Raw genomic sequence first — 17,101 nt, forward strand, 5'->3', positions numbered from 1 at the left:
TCTGATAAATAAAAATTTATGAACCTATTCCCAAAAAATTAAGGATGAATTTCATCCATCGACTACGATGATCAACCTATCAAAACTGAAACTGTCTATATTTCATCATGTTGTCATAATCTAATGTAATAATAACTGCCGTTGTAACAAATGTGACAGTGATGTCATCTTTATTTCATCTATTTAATTACCGATTGAAATAAAGATTAAAGACGAGGGTTTTGTATTAACTATCTGATTATTATTGTTAAATTTTGAATATTGGTTGTTTTTAAAGTTTAATTTTCTTAAATAAGTGTCGTTTGGATGACTTATATGACAGCTCTTTGTCATATAATTGTAATAATTAAATTGAACAATAGAGGGGATATTTATCCTCTTTCTCTGCTTGCATGAATTCTAATCAAACTCCAGTTTCAGATTCAGCACAATCGTCAACGCCTATGCAGTCGACGAATGTTCACGTGCCAACGCCGAAATTCTTTATGCCAGTGTTCCTTACACTGATTGTTTCAACCTTGATTTACATTGGTTTTCAGTTGGCTGCTGATTTATCTCATGTGCCTGCTTTAAATCTTTATGCTGTGATCATGTTGGCCACGGCATTGTTTATCGCATTGGGTTTCGAGTTCGTTAACGGTTTCCATGACACGGCCAATGCTGTGGCAACAGTTATTTATACCAACGCTTTATCTGCACCTGTCGCTGTAATGTGGGCAGGCTTCTGTAACTTCCTTGGCGTAATGGTCGCAAGTGGTGCAGTTGCCTACGGTATTATCGCGCTATTGCCTGTTGAATTGATTATGAACGTCGGTTCAGGTGCTGGTTTTGCCATGGTCTTTGCCATGTTGATTGCCGCAATCGTATGGAACTTAGGAACTTGGTTCCTCGGTATCCCTGCTTCTAGCTCTCATACACTAATCGGTTCGATTTTAGGTGTGGGCATCATGAACTACATCCTAAACGTAGGTAATGGTGCGTCAGGTGTAGACATGGAACAGGTGATGAAAGTGGGTAAAGCACTTTTATTCTCACCATTAATCGGTTTTGCATTTGCGGCTGTATTGTTCTTATTGGTTAAAAAAATCTTTAAGAAACAAGTGGAATTATTCCAACCACCAGAAGGGAATAAACCGCCGCCGCCACTTATTCGTGCCATTTTGATTTTCACGTGTACCGGTGTAAGTTTTGCACACGGCTCAAATGATGGTCAAAAAGGTATGGGTCTGATTATGTTGATTCTGATCGGGATCGTGCCTTTGGCATACTCTTTAAACAAGAGTCTAGATCAACAACATATCCAAACGTTTGGTCAGTTATCTGCTCAAACTGCAGATTTGATTTATCCAAATCACCAAGATATTCCAGATGAAAAAGCGCGTCAAATTATCACGTCATATATCCAAACCAAAGAAATCACACCTGAAGTTGTGCCAGCTTTGGCAAGCTTGACGGATCATTTAGGTGAAAAAGTAGGAAGCTACACATCCATTAAAGATGTTCCTGAAGATCAAGTGGCTGAATTCCGTAATGATATGTACCTCAGCACGACTGCATTCAAGCGTTTAGATAAAGCAGAAGCTTTACCTGCCATGACTGAAGCGCAAGAAAAAACAGTGGACAACTACCGTGATAACTTAGATTCATTCCTTCAATACATTCCAACATGGGTGAAAGTTGCGACTGCATTGGCATTAGGTCTAGGGACGATGGTAGGCTGGAAACGTATTGTTGTTACCGTTGGTGAGCGTATTGGTAAACAACACATGACTTATGGTCAGGGGATGTCTGCAGAGTTAGTTGCAATGTCAACGATTGCTGCTGCTGATGGCTTTGGTATGCCAGTGTCAACAACACACGTTTTAAACTCTGCTGTAGCAGGTACGATGGTTGCGAATAAGTCGGGCTTAAACTTCCAAATGGTTCGCACAATTTTATCAGCGTGGATTTTCACACTGCCAGCAACAATCTGTTTGTCAGGTGGTTTATTCTGGTTGTTCCTTCAGTTCACCTGATTGAAATCAATACTTAAAGACTAAAAAAGCGCTGAACAATCAGCGCTTTTTTTATGATCAATTGTTTATGTCGCTTATTTTTGGAATTTAGACAAAAGTTTTTTGAAGGGGAGTTTTTCTTCAGCAAAACCATATAATGCGGCAAATGGTAGGGCGGTGCGTGCGAGATATGCTACACGCCATAATCCACCATGATTAGCACCATGCATGATTAAGTCTAATGGATGATTGAGGGCGATGTCAGGATTGGCAACCGACTGTGGGTTTCTCAAATCATGAATCCACAACGCAGCCATAATCGCATTGGTCGTCGCGGGTTCAAATGCTTCAACATCAAACAAATTGGCACCATTGAAAGCAGCTTTTAATAATGGGTTTTTGGTTACCGAATGTGTAGTGGTCGATGGAGCAATATTAATACTGACACGTTGACCTTGTGACCGTGCTAACGTAGCGCGCCATTGTTGAATCCTTTTCGCCAACGCATAATTTGGACCTTGTTCAACCACAAGACAGTCGCATATCCCATACTGTTTATCATGACATTGGAATAAGCGTTCTTCGTTTTGTTTGAAAAAATAATCACGAGAGACAGTCGAAATACTCTTGGACAGAATATTTTCAAGTTTAGAGCGTGATTTAAACTTATCTAATCCACCTTGAATAACTTCCTGTGGTACAGCGTAGACGTCAGTGGGCGTACACATATACATCAAACTGGTATTGGATTTTTGTTGGCTGACATGTTGCATAATGGCGTCCATCGCCATAGAAACACGAACGTGCTTTTCGCCATCTAAATACGCAATCGCGGCAAGATCTAAGTCTTGATCAAACTGGGTGAGCCAATGTGCAATCTCAGGGGTATCTGTTAATAAGTTAACGCCTAAACGCTCTGCAGCTTCACGTATAGATGCAGATGAATCTATTGATTCGACACTTGGAGCGTATAAGGTCGCATTGCCTTGCAGAACAGTATTCAAAATCTTTGTCCATACTCGCTCATGATTTAAATCAAGCGCCACGATATTGGCTTTCCATTTCGCCAGCCAAGGTAAAGGCCCTGCTTCAGAAGCTGCACCAAACAGCACCATTGTTCGATCCGAAAGGTCAAACCACTCTGGATGCTGCACACATGCTTGTAGTGCCTGAGCATGTGATGCTTCTATAATACCTCGGTCTAACCAAAGTTGAATTTGGTCGAGTAGGGCTTGACCTTCTAAATTTTTACCCTGATAAGGTACAAACCATTGCGGCTCAGCAGTAGAGTTTCCTTGAAGTGTGTAGGTATTTAAATCTTTTGATTTAAGTTTCATCACTTCATTCAATGCTTGTGTATGTTGATCACGTTGAAAACTAAACTCTTCATAAGCTTGTTGAAGTCCATCTTGAGCGATGCGCAGCGCAGCTTCAGGTGATGAGAGCCCACATTCTACCAACCGTTTAAAATGAATCGGATAGGATTTTCGCCAATTCTTTTCATTGATAACTGCATCAGCGTATTCTGGCTGAATCTGTTGTAATGCCGCACTGATGATGCGTTGGCCTGATTTTGAACTGCTGGGTTTAGAGGACGTGTTAGAGGAAAATTGTAAACCATCAGGTTGATTAGACATGCAAAAAATCTCAAAAAAAAATGAATAAATTCGCGGATGCCTACATTATCCTGACAAAATTAATGATTTAGGTGGCATTAATTACCAGATATTGATTGAATTATTACGAGATATTTCTAAAAAAAGGAAGCCGAAGACTTCCTTTATAAACAAAATCAATTATTTAGTATTTTTTATACCATTGATCAATTCTTCTAACATAAATGCAGTGTTATCTAAGCCAGCGCCCGTTAAATACCAGGCATCGGCATCAACAAAGATGACACGATTCTCTTTGACTGCTTGACTATTCTTGAGTAATGGATGTGATTGAATATGTTGTTTCGCAGCATAGTTTTGCGTGTTTACAGCACCACGGTCTAACACAATGATGAAATCAGGATTTTGTTTTATTGCTTGTACTAGACGCTCTAAATTGCGTTGCGCGGCAGCAAGAGCTTCTGGTGAGTTTGGAGCAGGTCGAGCACTTGAGGCTTGAGGTGCTGCAGTCGGCACCACTGACTTTAAGCCAGAAATATCATAGGTAAATCCAAATCTTTCATTCTTTGCATGCGGTATAAAATTATCACCCATGGCAAAAAGCATCAGGCCGGATTTGCCTTTAGTGAGTTGTTTAAGTTGTGCTTGAAGGGCATAGACATGATCTAATTTAGATTGTGCGAGTTGTTCCTTATTAAACATTTTTGCTAAAAAAAGTGTGCGATTTTTCAGGTCTTGATTGAAGTTTTGAGTATCAGGCCAGAGGTTGATTGCAGGTGCAATTTTTTTGACCTCATCTAATTTCGCGGCAGAACGCCCGCCGACAATGATGAGATCTGGCTTTTGTTCTCTTAATAAGGTTTGGTTGGGTTCAAATAAAGATCCAGCTTTTAAATATTGTTTGTCATTAAATTTTTTCAAAGCACCAGCAAAAGTAGTTTCAGGTACGATCGACGCCTGAATACCTAAAGCATTCAGTGTATCCAACGCGGATAATTCGTACACAGCCAGCTTCTGTGGTGTATTTTGCAGCTGAATAGTTTGATCTTGATAAGTGAATTGAACAGGTTGAGCATATGAAACAACGGCACTGAATGAAAGAATGAGTGCCAATGGAAGTTTAATGTAAGTCATATCAATACCTCGAGGTTTGATAAAAGCTTACCATGAATATATAAATGATAATCATTATCATTGTTGAATTTGTGTTTTTATCTTCTTACTAGTATCTACTTTGAATTGAAGGGTATTTATGCGGAGTGTTTTAATCCTCCGCAAGGATTAAGAATTAAAAAGGTAGTTGAAGCAACTTGCTGAAGAAATGTGGAATAATTTGAGGTTCAATCAATATTGTAACCACGACACCGTAGGCTGCACCCCATAAATGTGCGCTGTGGTTGATGTTACTGTTTCCACGTTTACCTGACCAAATACTATAAGCAACATAAAGCACGGCAAAAATAATGGCTGGAACTGGAATAAAGAAGACAAATATCAGTTTCCATGGCTGAAATAAAATATAAGCAAACAAGACTGCTGACACTGCTCCAGAAGCCCCTAGACTTGCCCAGCGGTGATCATTTTTATGTTTTAAATAGCTTGGAATAATTGCCGCGATTAAACCGCCTAAATAGAACAGAACAAATCCGAGTTCATATAAGTATTGTCGATAAAAACTCTCAAGTACACTTCCAAAGAAAAAGAGTGTGATCATATTGAACAGTAGATGTGTTCCATCTGCATGTATAAAACCATGCGTGATAAATCGATCGTATTGACCTTTCTGCATGGCTGGAGGCCAAAAAATCAAACGATTCATAATATTTTGATTGGAAAATGCAACCAGTGAAACGGCAACCGTAATTAAAACGATGGTGACAGTATGATTAAAAGGTAAATCAAGCATATGGATAAGATTGAATAAATTGCTTTAATTCTGTTCATCATGCCATTTTTTTAAATTTAATTGTTATTAATATAATAATTCTGACAAATTTAGTTGAATTTTAAATATTACCCCCGATCTTCAGTTAAAATAGAGTCTTCAGCTTGAGGAAAAATTGTTATGTCGACTGAGAACACCAGCACTGCAGTTGCTGAAGAAATTCCAAATTTATTAATTACACCAACTGCGCAAGAGTATTTGTTTGAACTTTTAGAGAAGCAAAATACTCCTGGTATCGCGGTACGTGTTTTCGTAGAACATCCGGGTACACCACGTGCTGAATGCTGCATGGCATATAGTGCACCAGATGAAGTCGTTCCAACCGACTATAAACAAGAATATCCAAAATTTGCTGCATATATTGATACACCATCAATCCCATACTTATTGGATGCAGTGATTGATTACAACAAAGATCGCTTTGGTGGTCAGTTGACTTTCCGTGCACCTAACTCGAAAGTGCCACGTGTAGGTCCAGATGCATCCATTGAAGAACGTATAACCTATGTATTACAGTCAGAAATTAACCCTGGTTTAGCAGGGCATGGTGGAAACTGTGCATTGGTTGAAGTGGTTGAAGATGCTGAGCATGGTTTAACAGCGGTCTTGAAATTTGGTGGTGGCTGTCAAGGGTGTTCAGCGATTGATGTGACACTTAAACAAGGTGTTGAAGTTACGCTAAAACAGCATATTCCAGAGTTACAACGTGTCGTGGATCAAACAGACCACAGTCAATCTGAAGGCGCTTATATGAAATAAGTCGCCTTTAAATTTACAAAAGCAGATTTGAAAAGCTCCCATTAAAAGGGGGCTTTTTTTTTTGAAAACTGAATAAAATGAGTAATATCAATAAAATTGAAATGTAAAAACAAAACTATAAATGAGAATAGTTATCATAATCTATTGCAAAGTGATTATCATTTGTTACAATGCGACACAATTCGAACAAGATCTCTCCACACATTCTTTGGTAATTACACAATGCAAAAGACATTTTTAAAATCTAAGTTAGCGTTTGCTGTCTTAACCACCATGTCGGTTTCAAGTTTTGCACAAGAGCAAATTGGTCAAGATACTAATGCAAAACAAGATACAACTAAGTTAAAAACAATTGTTGTAACTTCAGCGAGTGGTTATGAGCAAAATATAGCGGATGCTGCTGCTACGATTTCAGTGATTACTGCCGAAGAATTAGAAAAAAAATCTTATAGTGATGTAACTGATGCATTGAAAAATGTTCCAGGTGTATTTGTACAAGGCGGTGGAACGAACCAGACGATCTCCATTCGGGGTATGGGATCAGCTTATACCCTATTTTTAGTAGATGGACGTCCAATGAATGATGGTAGTCTTTTAACAACAAATGGGGGGGTTCAAGGAGCATCAGTAAACTTCTTACCGCCAATAGAATCGATTGAACGTATTGAAGTGATTCGAGGCCCGTCATCCTCTCTATATGGTTCTGATGCAATGGGTGGTGTAATTAATATCATTACTAAAAAGCATCAAGATCGTTTGACTGCAAGTATTCGAACAGAATATATCAAAGCTGGTAAATCGAATGACGTTAACAACGACGCAACCAATACCAGCTTGTATGTAAATGCGCCATTAATTGATAAGCTTCTTTCAGTCCAAGTTACGGCTGGTCTTCAAACAATTGAAGAAAGCTCATTACAAAAAAATACAGCCGAAACAGGTGAGAGTGAACCAGATTTTCAAAAAACAAATCTAGGTACAAAGTTTGTTTTTACACCAGATGAAAAAAACACACTCACTGCTGAATATGTAAGAACTCAACAAGAGCGTACACACAATCCAGGTAAAAGTTATACCCAGTATGTTTCAGTAACGGGTCCTAAAGTTGATATTGATGGTAAAGATTTCGTTCTATCTAATGGAAATTATTATCCAGCATATAATACGAATAATCGTAATGATGATGGTGAGCTAATCTATCGTTCAGATGTCGTACCGAATACAGGGACTTACTCCGAATTAGAAAAAAATAATTTTAGTCTTACTCATGATGGTGATTACGACAATCTAAAACTTACTTCTTACTTGCAATATGATAAAGATAAAAATAATGCAATTACAGGGCGTACTGTGGGTAAAGTTCAAAATCCAGGGGGGATTTTATTTGAGACTATCACAGCCAATACACAAGGAACGTACTTTTTCGAAGATCATAGCCTGACCATTGGCGGGCGATATTTAAAAGAAAATCTTGAAGATGGTACAAGTAACCAAAATGCAGCGATGGCTGGTAAAGTCACTAAAATGGATCGATATCAATGGTCTATTTTTGCAGAAGATACTTGGAATGTCAGTGATAAGTTAGCACTAACCTTAAGCGGTCGTTTCGATGAAAATGAGTTTTTTGGTGATAATTTCAGTCCAAAGGCATATGCAGTTTATAAAGCTACAGACAACGTGACTTTAAAAGGAGGGGTAATCTCAGGTTATAAAGCGCCGAGCTTACGTAATTCTTCTCCAGATTACATGCTGAACTCAATGGGCGGGGCAATTATGCCAAACCCAAATTTAAAGCCAGAAACCAGTTTAACGTATGAAACAGGTTTTGCATTCACTCATCCTGAATTGGGTTTATCTGCAAGTCTTATGGTCTATCAAACTGACTTTAACGATAAAATTACTCGATCTGGTCGTTTAGATGGTAGTCGACTTCCCCCAAAAAATGACGGTGAGCCGCCTTACACTCAATCTGAAATTAATGATTTCGTTGATAGTAGTGCTTTTTATCAGTCCAACCCTAATCTGCCATATAACGCAAATGGTTATACACTCAACTATAACATTGATAAGGCCGAAATTAGAGGGCTTGAACTGACCACAGATTACAACATCACAGATTACTTAAAATATAGACACTCTTATACATTCACAGATAGTGAGCAAAAATCTGGACAGTATGAAGGTAAACCATTGAATAATTTGCCTAAACATATGTTTAATGCAGGCTTGGATTGGGACTTTAATGATCAATTGTATTTATGGACTCAATTGAATTATCGTGGCAAAACAGTGGGTGATACCGACGGAGATAAAACGCCAGCTTATACATTTGTAGATGTTGGAGCTGTGTATAAGTATAGTGACCAATTCCAGCTATCTACTGGTGTATATAATGTTGCAAACAAAAATGTACTGAAAGATGGAAATGATTGGGTGCTTGATGGTCGACGTTACAGCTTTGCCTTGAATTATAAGTTTTAATGTCTTGTGCTTGGAGTGAGAGCGAGAATCTTACTCCAAGCTTTGAATAGTCGAGTTTAGAAGGAAAATAATGAAGCGCGTCGATGGCTATGTGGTTGACACCATCTATCCTATGTTTTTTTATCCAGAGATGCAGCCAATTTGGCTGAGTACAATCAGCCAATTTCAAGGTTATATAGCGCCAGATATATCTCAAAATTTTCGATATTTAGAGTTAGGTTGTGGTTGTGGTCTTAACTTGATTGTGGCAGCAATTGCAAATCCGCACGCTGAGTTTGTCGGAGTGGATTTTAATGACAAACACATACAACGAGCTACAGAGCTTGCTCAATCCTTACAGTTAAGCAATATAAGATTCTTAAATATAGACTTTGAAAAATTTAACAAAAATAATAATGAAGTGTTTGATTTCATTGTCTGTCATGGAGTGTATTCTTGGGTTTCTGAACACAATCAATATTTTATTAGGCAGATTCTAGATAAATCTTTAAAGGACCAAGGGCTATTCTATTTACACTATATGTGCTTTCCTGGATCCGCTACTTTACAGCCTATTCAAAAAATCTTTAACTTGGTTGATAAAAATACGTCTCAGCAATCTGCTCAAAGTATTGAATTGTCTACAGCACTAGTGAGTGAATTAAATCGGAGAGGCGCTTTTATTGGATATGACAAAATACAAGGAATTGTGAATACATTAAAAAATGATACCAATTATCTCGCTCACGAACTTTTAACTAATTATTGGCAACCCCTTTATAGTGTAGATGTACATGAGATTTTAAAGATCGAAGCTGATCTATCATATATTGGGAGTGCAGTTCCAACTGAAAACTTAGATTCTCTTAGCATTCCAGTCGACTTGCAACAGTTGATATCAGATGTGAATATTTCGAATACAAAAGAGTATCTAAAAGATATTGCTCGGGATTCAAAGCAGCGTATGGATTTGTTTCAAAAAAAATCAGTGAATTACCGTTTTGAAGACCATTTAGGAATTTTACATAAGATTAGATTAGATCTTATTCTTAACAATGAGCGATTGGATAATATTAATTTAAAAACATCAATTGGCCCAATTCAAGCTCCGAAGGAGGTGATCAGTGCAATTATTGAAAGTTTAAGAACAGGTTCTAAAACTTTTCAACAGTTACATCACCTTCCTTGTTTTCAGCAAAATTTAAAACTACTTGTTGAAAGTATATTTTTATTGATGAATTGCCATTATATCTACCCTATAAGCGAGCATAGAAAATCAAAGGACCTACGTAAAATAGAACGTCTCAATTCATTGCTGAGTGAGCATCAAATTGAGATTCAAATACCGACGACATATTTCTAATAAACCGCTCTAAGGAGCGGTTTTCTAATTAAGATGTGAGAATACTTAGTGCTGGTTCAGAATAGTAGAATTTTTCAAGATATACACGTGCACGGTGTTTAAGGTGTTCACTAGAAATCATATGCTTGATTACGGGGCAGAGTAGAGCACTTAATTCATTTTGAACAAGGCTTTCGTTGATATTGATATCTTGCATGATCAGATCAAAAGAGCGGTCTTGATTATGGCAATACCAAGTGTAAATACCATCGTGTACTTGTTGCTTTAGATATTCAGTTTGACGGAGGTTGTCCCAAATATCATGTCCCATTGCCACAGTATTTGGTAGATCATTGATTTCAACATAGTTTTTAACAGCAGAGAGTGGGACTTGCTTTATTTTGTGCCAAAGATTGGCTTGAAAGTGGTATAGCTTATTATCATCAAAGTGTTGGTTAATCACTTGTTCGCTAATTTGACTGATCTTGATAATATTTTTTTGAAGATAATGTTTGACCGTATCATCAAGATTTGAATCAGTGACACTTTCAAGAACTGATTTCCCCATTTTCATAAAGCGGCCGACACCGGGTACTTTTTTATTCATCACTGAATTATCAATATAATCCTGAATAGAATGATGGATTAACTCGGTGAGCATACTCGAAAATGCGGGATTGTTCACAATACGTTTAATTAGAGCTTGGCGGTGAGCACTTTTAGATGAAATATAAAGTGCAATTCGATCAATGGTGTGAACCGAGATAATATCTTCGATTTGAGTCGTTTCATTAAGCGGATGAACCAACGCAAATCGAATATGCTCCGCAATCTGTTGAACGAGAGAATCAGTTGTAGGTGTATTTAGAATTTGTTTTTGAAGCAGTGCACTAATCACCTCGAAAGACCAAATTTGCTTTAAAGGTTGTTTTCGAAACCATTGATAAAAATATAAAAATTCATTTTCAATGGTGTCATCTTGAGAAAATTCATGATCAAGAAATGCCAAATGTGCCTCAATCAACTGTTCGATTTTAGGATTTTTTTCCATGAAAATTCTCAATATCCTTAATTTGACGATGACGTTTTAACGGCATTCATCTTATTTAAAAAACTTAAGTAATGTTGCGCCACAAGATCAGGTGTTTCTACGATAGGTGTATGACCAATTTGATCTAATAGAATAGGGGGATGTGCTTTTTTTAAGGCGGTCCCTAATTCATGTGCAACTTCAACATTTACTATCTGATCTTGTTTTCCCCACAAAATCAATGTTTCAACCTCAATATTTTTTAACAATTGAGCAAATGATTCAACGGTGTACTGTTGATTAAGTTTAACAAGCTGATGAATCAACTCAGATGTATCCGCCGCGCGTTGAATAAGTGCTTGCTCTTGTTGTTTCTTGATTAAACTGGGTACGAAGGGAGCTTTATGCATGACTCTCCTAGAAACATAATTCAAGTCTCCAGGTTGTGAGATTAAAAGCTGCTTTAAATAAATTGGGTTATTGAGGAAGAATGTTTTGTTACTTCTGAATAATCCACCGGCACTGATCAGAAATAAACTTTTCATTTCTTGAGGATATTTAGCAGCATACATCAGTCCGATTGATCCACCGACAGAGTGACCCGCTAGATTAAGCTGGTTTTCAATGCGTAATGCTTCTGCAAAACGACGTAACTGTTCAGTCAGATGAGGAAGTGATAAGTCAAATCCCTTTGGTGTTAACGTTTGTCCACTTCCAGGCAAGTCAACAATAATGACACGATGTTGCTGTGTGAGATTCCGAGCTACATGATTCCAACTGTCTCGATTCATGCCTATACCATGAATTAGCAATAAGGCAGGTCGATCAGCAGGACCACCTTCGCTATAAGACCACACAACATCTCCGACGCGAATCGTTTTAGTGGATAGTCCTGCCCAAGCACGTTCTTCATTTAAAACTTTTTGATAGTCGATAAATTCAACAGTATTTGCTCGAGTAGATGAGATACCGAGGCTGAGCATTAACGCGAGTAAAATGAAAAATAAATGTTGATGCTTCAATGTGGGTAAAGGAAGATGAACAAACATGCAGGTGAAATCCCTTAAAACAGGGCGACATTATAATCAAGTGACTTTTATAAAGTAGTAGTTAAAAGTAAAAAAATAAATCCTATTTTTGTGATAATTGGTTCTCTATTTAAATAAGTTTTACTTCATAAACATAAATTTAAGCGCTGAATCAGCTGCTAAAGTGTTTCAGTAAGGAATGATCATAATCATCAGATTTGAAGAAATTGAAGATATTTTTAGCAATTAACAAAAATTGTAACAGAGTTTAAATTTTGTCAGTGACAATCAAAAAGCACAGTATTAAAATTACCTCAAACCTTGATAAACCATGGATACAAGATGCTAACTGCACAAGAAGCTTTAGAACGTTTAAAAATTGGTAATCAACGTTTTGTTGAAGGTCAAACCAAGCATCAACGATTATTGACGCATCATGAGCGTGCTCAGATGGCTGAAACTCAAGAGCCATTTGCGATTGTATTAGGATGTTCTGATTCACGTGTTCCAGCTGAAATGGTTTTTGATCAGGGCTTAGGTGATTTATTTGTTATTCGTGTAGCAGGCAATATCGTAGCTCCATCTCAAGTTGGAAGTGTGGAGTTTGCAGCCGAAAGTTTTAATTGTCCTTTAGTGATTGTATTAGGTCATACACATTGCGGCGCAATCGACTCAACGATTGAAGCATTACGTAATCCTCAACAACCGCCATCTGTTAATTTGATGTCTATTGTCAATCGCGTACGTCCATCAGTCGAAATTTTAATGCAAACTGAGTTAAAAGATGATTTGAAAAAGCTTTCAGTACACGCGGTTCGCTCAAATGTTTTTGCTTCAGTTAACCAGTTGCGCCATGGTTCTGCGGTGTTGGAAAACTTGATTGCACAAGGTAAATTAAAAGTTGTAGGTGCAGAATACTCACTTGAAACAGGTGAAGTGACATTCTTTGACTTCTAATATCAGCATTTTAAAAAAGCCAGCTTAAGCTGGCTTTTTTATTGATTGGGATTTATGGATCTATATGTCTATAACTTTATAGAGCGCCTTTAATATAAGGATATGCATTATTTAAGAGTTTAGGTTGAGCTTGTTCATTAGGATGAATCAGATCTTTTTGCATGAGTTTATTATTTCCAGCAACACCTTCTAGAAAAAAAGGGAGCAACTTCACATTAAATTGCTGGCTCACAACCTTATAATTATTTTCAAAGGCTTTGCTATACGCAGAGCCGTAGTTTGGAGGAATCTTCATACCAAACATGAGGACTTTGGCATTAGATTTTTGGCTCAATTGAACTAATCGAGTGAGGTTTTGTTGAATCATTTTTGGAGGTTGACCTCGTAAACCGTCATTACCTCCCAATTCAATTACGACAATATCCGGTTTGTGTGTTTGAAGCAGTTTGGGCAAACGTGCTAATGCACCACTGGTTGTTTCACCACTGACACTTGCATTGACCACTCGATGTTGTTTCGGATACTGTTGATCAAGACGTTTTTGCAAAAGATTGACCCAACCTTTCTCGGTGGGCACGCCGTAACCAGCACTTAAACTATCACCAAGAATAAGGATAGTTTTTGCAAAGCTATTGATCGGTAAAAGAAACAGACAACTGCAGATAAATAAAAAGGCAGTTTTTCTCAACGTAACAATATTTAAACTTTGACTGATTTGCATAAAGGCTTTCTATGGTTCGTAATGACTCAACTTCTTCAATCATGCCACAAGCGTTAATTTCTGCACAGCAATTGACACAAACAATACAGATCCAACAAAAAAAGTTGACGATTTTTGAGAATCTAAATCTACAAATTTATCCTGGCGAGCAAGTCGCAATCACAGGCAGATCGGGTTCTGGAAAATCTACACTGTTGGGAATTCTGGCGACATTAGATCAGCCAAGTTCAGGAACATTGTCGATTAATGGTATAGCAGTTGAGCAATTAAGCGAAGAGCAACGCGCTCAAATTAGACTTGAAAATATTGGTTTTGTATTTCAATCCTTTCAGCTTTTACCTTCTTTATCTGCGCTTGAAAATGTTATGTTGCCGCTGAGAATTCAAAAGAATTTTGATTATGCCAAAGCAGAACAACAAGCCCTTTATTGGTTGAACAAAGTAGGTTTAGATCGTCAAAGTACTCAAACACCTAAAGTACTGTCTGGGGGAGAACAACAACGCGTAGCAATTGCACGCGCTTTAATTGCTGAGCCCAAAATTGTATTTGCGGATGAACCAACGGGAAATTTAGATGGGACGACAGCCCAGGAGATTGAACAGCTTTTATTTGATTTGAATCGGGAGCTGGGCACTACATTGGTTTTAGTCACCCATGATCAAAAGCTAGCACAAAAATGTGAGACGCATTATGAATTGATCGATGGTCAATTAGAAAAAGTGCAAGGCGCTTCAGCTTCTGGAGAGCGTGTATGAGTGCGCTATTCAAACCTTTGTTGAAGCAAAGTTTTGCTAGCACAGGGATTTATTTGCTCATTTTTGCATTGAGTCTCGCGATTAGTGCGACAACCGCTTTAAAGTTCAGTAATGATCAGATTCAACAAGCTGTTTCATTGCAGGCTGCTAAGCTTCAAGCTGCAGATCTAGTGTTGAGTGATCAATATCCGCTCAATGAAAAATTTAAACAGAAGGCGAACCAACTCAATCTACAACAGTCCCAAGTGACGGTTTTTGGTTCAATGGCACATACTGATGAACAATTTGTCATGGTGAATGTCAAAGCGATTGAGTCCAATTTTCCGCTACGTGGTGAACTCATTATTCAACCTGATCAAACTGCTATTCGGTCAGAAGAGGTATGGCTGAGTCAACGTGCTTTAGATTTATTAAATGTCAAAATAGGGGAGAGGGTTCAAATCGCAGATGCGAGTTTTACAGTCACAGGAGTCATTGAAAAGGATTCTAACCAAGAACTTGGATTTTCAGCCTTTTCACCTACAGTGATCATTTCACAATCTGATGTTGCGGCAACCAATGCGATTCAGCCTGGAAGTCGTATCGAATATCGTCTGCTTATGTCTGGTGAGCCGAATAGACTTAATGAGTTTACGACTTATTTTGATCAGCTCTATCCTAAAAAAATGATTGAACCAAATGCAGATGATCAGCAAGCAATGGAAACCCAAAGCTCAATTCGCTTGAGAACTGCGGATGAGGCGAATACCCGCTTGATGCGTCCAATTGAAAATCTAGATACTTTTTTACAGCTTGCAAACATTCTTACAATTTTACTGTGCGGTATTGCAATTGCGTTGACCAGTCAACGGTACGTTCAACAAAATCAAGATCATGTTGCTTTAATGAGATGTATGGGGGCTGCAAAGTTCCAAATTCTTAAGAACTATATTGCATTGCTTATGATTGCCGTCGCAATTGCGATGTTCATCGGTACTGGGTTAGGGATTGGTCTAGGCTATATTTTATTGCAGTTTATGTTGCAACTAATTCCGCATTTAGACATCCAATTTAGCTTGTTTGATTTGGTTTTGGGTCCTTTGCCGATTGCAATATTTACCAGTGTCATTGTGATGTTTGGATTTATTGTCCCAAGTTTGATGCAGCTCTTAAATACGCCTCCAATTCGTGTTATCCGTGAGGATGTTAAATCTACGCGTTCTCTCTTGACCTTATTGGGAGCGGGAGCTGTAAGTCTTATTTTATTTTGTATTTTGCTCACTCAAAATATACAGCTCTCATTGCTCGTTATCGGTACGATCCTCGCATTGTGTGCAAGTATGTTCAGCATAGTTTGGTTGCTATTAAAGATGATCAAATCTTTGAAAAATAGATGGTCAGCCTATGTACGTGTACCTAATCAAACAGCATTTCAAATTACTGCACTTGCATTAGGTCTGAGCCTGATTACAGTTCTTGTAGTATTAAGGACGGATCTATTAGATCGTTGGCAGCAACAGTTACCTGAAGGTACGCCAAATCAATTTATTTATGGTCTTCCTCCATTTGAAGTTGAGCAATTTAAAGCTCAGATCGAAAAAGAAGGTTGGCCAAGTACACCCTTGTATCCGAATATCCGCGGACGCCTAATTAAACATAATGGTCAGCCATTTTCGGAATCATTAAGAGCGCAAAATAACTCACTCAGAAGAGAGTTGAATTTGACTCAAGCTCAAGGCTATCCAGAAGATAATGTCATTGTCAGTGGACAGCCGCAATTGCAGCAGGTGGGAGATGTTTCTGTTGAGGCAAATCTTGCTGAAGAGTTAGGAATAAAAGTGGGTGATAAACTCAGTTTTAGCTTGCCAGAAGGCGAACTTCAAGCCAATGTTGTAAATTTAAGAACAGTCGAGTGGGAAAGCTTCAGTCCAAACTTTTTCTTCATTTTTGCACCGAATACGATGGATGAAAATGCTGGAAGTTATTTAGGAAGTTTTTTTGTACCTCAAGATGAAAAATCCAAGTTGGTCAATCTAATTCAGCAGTTCTCAAATACTGTATTTATCGATGTTTCCTTAATTTTAGATGAAATTAAGAATTTAGTATCTGTTCTAGTTCAAATTATTACCATTCTTGCGCTTCTCGTCAGTGTTTCAGGTTTTTTGGTGTTGATTGCTTGCATTAATTTATTGATGGATGAGCGAAAGCGAGAAGTCGCGATTTTAAGATCATTTGGCAGCTCAAAATCCAATTTGAAAAATATGCTGAGTTTAGAAATTGGATTTATCGGCTTTATGGCTGGCTTAGTATCGTGTTTTTTTGCTGAGGTCATCAGTGCGATCGCCAGTTATAAAATGGATCTCGCTATACAACCGCATTGGGAAATCTGGGTGATTCTACCCATGAGCATGATGATTTTATGTGCGCTGATTGGTCGTTATCGTTTAAGCTACTTAACTGAGATTCCTCCATTAAAAAGCTTGCGTGAACTTAATCAATCATAAAATTTATGAGG

Annotated in this window: 13 protein-coding genes; 7 read left to right on the forward strand and 6 right to left on the reverse strand. The window is 37.9% G+C overall.

Features of this window, described 5'->3' with window-relative positions; translation table 11 throughout:
• Positions 1-392 precede the first annotated feature (392 nt).
• Entirely contained in the window at positions 393-2,015 is a 1,623-nt protein-coding gene (locus tag AC1M9I_RS02245; protein ID WP_481610623.1) for an inorganic phosphate transporter, read from the forward strand.
• A gap of 74 nt (positions 2,016-2,089) precedes the next feature.
• On the opposite strand, the gene AC1M9I_RS02250 is transcribed toward AC1M9I_RS02245, so the two are convergent.
• From AC1M9I_RS02250 to AC1M9I_RS02260, 3 genes are all read right to left on the reverse strand, one after another.
• A complete protein-coding gene (locus AC1M9I_RS02250) occupies positions 2,090-3,631 on the reverse strand; it encodes a hypothetical protein (protein WP_481594417.1) in 1,542 nt (513 codons plus the stop codon).
• 159 nt (positions 3,632-3,790) lie between these two features.
• Complete coding sequence (locus AC1M9I_RS02255) at positions 3,791-4,744, reverse strand: ABC transporter substrate-binding protein (protein ID WP_481594416.1); 954 nt, start codon at positions 4,742-4,744, stop codon at positions 3,791-3,793.
• Positions 4,745-4,898: 154 nt separating this feature from the next.
• Positions 4,899-5,516: a rhomboid family intramembrane serine protease gene (locus tag AC1M9I_RS02260; protein WP_481594415.1), complete on the reverse strand. Its 618-nt coding sequence runs from the start codon at positions 5,514-5,516 to the stop codon at positions 4,899-4,901.
• Positions 5,517-5,675: 159 nt separating this feature from the next.
• Between AC1M9I_RS02260 and nfuA the strand changes: the two genes are divergently transcribed.
• The 3 genes from nfuA (at position 5,676) to AC1M9I_RS02275 (ending at position 10,137) form a co-directional block, all read left to right on the forward strand.
• Positions 5,676-6,314, forward strand: a complete 639-nt coding sequence (gene nfuA, locus AC1M9I_RS02265) for a Fe-S biogenesis protein NfuA (protein WP_035269609.1) — start codon at positions 5,676-5,678, stop codon at positions 6,312-6,314.
• Between the two features lie 222 nt (positions 6,315-6,536).
• Positions 6,537-8,795 carry a TonB-dependent receptor domain-containing protein gene (locus AC1M9I_RS02270; RefSeq protein WP_481593914.1) on the forward strand — a complete coding sequence of 753 codons (2,259 nt, stop codon included), beginning with the start codon at positions 6,537-6,539 and terminating at the stop codon, positions 8,793-8,795.
• Between the two features lie 70 nt (positions 8,796-8,865).
• Positions 8,866-10,137 carry a class I SAM-dependent methyltransferase gene (locus AC1M9I_RS02275; RefSeq protein ID WP_481588881.1) on the forward strand — a complete coding sequence of 424 codons (1,272 nt, stop codon included), beginning with the start codon at positions 8,866-8,868 and terminating at the stop codon, positions 10,135-10,137.
• A 28-nt stretch (positions 10,138-10,165) separates the two neighbouring features.
• Here the strand turns inward: AC1M9I_RS02275 and AC1M9I_RS02280 are convergent, their stop codons facing one another.
• Together AC1M9I_RS02280 and AC1M9I_RS02285 are read right to left on the reverse strand one after the other, a co-directional pair.
• Entirely contained in the window at positions 10,166-11,167 is a 1,002-nt protein-coding gene (locus AC1M9I_RS02280) for a hypothetical protein (protein ID WP_481588882.1), read from the reverse strand.
• Positions 11,168-11,184: 17 nt separating this feature from the next.
• Positions 11,185-12,195: an alpha/beta fold hydrolase gene (locus tag AC1M9I_RS02285; protein ID WP_481588883.1), complete on the reverse strand. Its 1,011-nt coding sequence runs from the start codon at positions 12,193-12,195 to the stop codon at positions 11,185-11,187.
• 321 nt (positions 12,196-12,516) lie between these two features.
• Between AC1M9I_RS02285 and AC1M9I_RS02290 the strand changes: the two genes are divergently transcribed.
• Positions 12,517-13,131: a carbonic anhydrase gene (locus AC1M9I_RS02290; protein ID WP_035266649.1), complete on the forward strand. Its 615-nt coding sequence runs from the start codon at positions 12,517-12,519 to the stop codon at positions 13,129-13,131.
• Positions 13,132-13,207: 76 nt separating this feature from the next.
• Here the strand turns inward: AC1M9I_RS02290 and AC1M9I_RS02295 are convergent, their stop codons facing one another.
• Entirely contained in the window at positions 13,208-13,852 is a 645-nt protein-coding gene (locus tag AC1M9I_RS02295; protein WP_481610624.1) for an arylesterase, read from the reverse strand.
• A gap of 41 nt (positions 13,853-13,893) precedes the next feature.
• Here AC1M9I_RS02295 and AC1M9I_RS02300 point away from each other — a divergent pair, with 41 nt between their 5' ends.
• Positions 13,894-14,607 (forward strand): ABC transporter ATP-binding protein, encoded by a 714-nt coding sequence (locus tag AC1M9I_RS02300; RefSeq protein ID WP_373683294.1) that lies wholly within the window; start codon positions 13,894-13,896, stop codon positions 14,605-14,607.
• On the forward strand, positions 14,604-17,090 hold the full coding sequence (locus AC1M9I_RS02305; RefSeq protein ID WP_481610625.1) for an ABC transporter permease: 2,487 nt from the start codon (positions 14,604-14,606) through the stop codon (positions 17,088-17,090). The genes AC1M9I_RS02300 and AC1M9I_RS02305 overlap by 4 nt, the downstream gene beginning before the upstream one ends.
• Positions 17,091-17,101 lie beyond the last annotated feature (11 nt).

It is taken from the genome of Acinetobacter sp. ANC_7553 (genome assembly GCF_056779895.1).

Bases quoted from the DNA above. Each gene is read 5' to 3' on its own strand.
- AC1M9I_RS02300 (WP_373683294.1), top strand. From the start codon at position 13,894: ATGCCACAAGCGTTAATTTCTGCACAGCAATTGACACAAACAATACAG.
- nfuA (WP_035269609.1), top strand. From the start codon at position 5,676: ATGTCGACTGAGAACACCAGCACTGCAGTTGCTGAAGAAATTCCAAAT.
- AC1M9I_RS02250 (WP_481594417.1), bottom strand. From the start codon at position 3,631: ATGTCTAATCAACCTGATGGTTTACAATTTTCCTCTAACACGTCCTCT.
- AC1M9I_RS02255 (WP_481594416.1), bottom strand. From the start codon at position 4,744: ATGACTTACATTAAACTTCCATTGGCACTCATTCTTTCATTCAGTGCC.
- AC1M9I_RS02295 (WP_481610624.1), bottom strand. From the start codon at position 13,852: ATGCAAATCAGTCAAAGTTTAAATATTGTTACGTTGAGAAAAACTGCC.
- AC1M9I_RS02280 (WP_481588882.1), bottom strand. From the start codon at position 11,167: ATGGAAAAAAATCCTAAAATCGAACAGTTGATTGAGGCACATTTGGCA.
- AC1M9I_RS02260 (WP_481594415.1), bottom strand. From the start codon at position 5,516: ATGCTTGATTTACCTTTTAATCATACTGTCACCATCGTTTTAATTACG.
- AC1M9I_RS02305 (WP_481610625.1), top strand. From the start codon at position 14,604: ATGAGTGCGCTATTCAAACCTTTGTTGAAGCAAAGTTTTGCTAGCACA.
- AC1M9I_RS02245 (WP_481610623.1), top strand. From the start codon at position 393: ATGAATTCTAATCAAACTCCAGTTTCAGATTCAGCACAATCGTCAACG.
- AC1M9I_RS02290 (WP_035266649.1), top strand. From the start codon at position 12,517: ATGCTAACTGCACAAGAAGCTTTAGAACGTTTAAAAATTGGTAATCAA.
- AC1M9I_RS02270 (WP_481593914.1), top strand. From the start codon at position 6,537: ATGCAAAAGACATTTTTAAAATCTAAGTTAGCGTTTGCTGTCTTAACC.
- AC1M9I_RS02275 (WP_481588881.1), top strand. From the start codon at position 8,866: ATGAAGCGCGTCGATGGCTATGTGGTTGACACCATCTATCCTATGTTT.
- AC1M9I_RS02285 (WP_481588883.1), bottom strand. From the start codon at position 12,195: ATGTTTGTTCATCTTCCTTTACCCACATTGAAGCATCAACATTTATTT.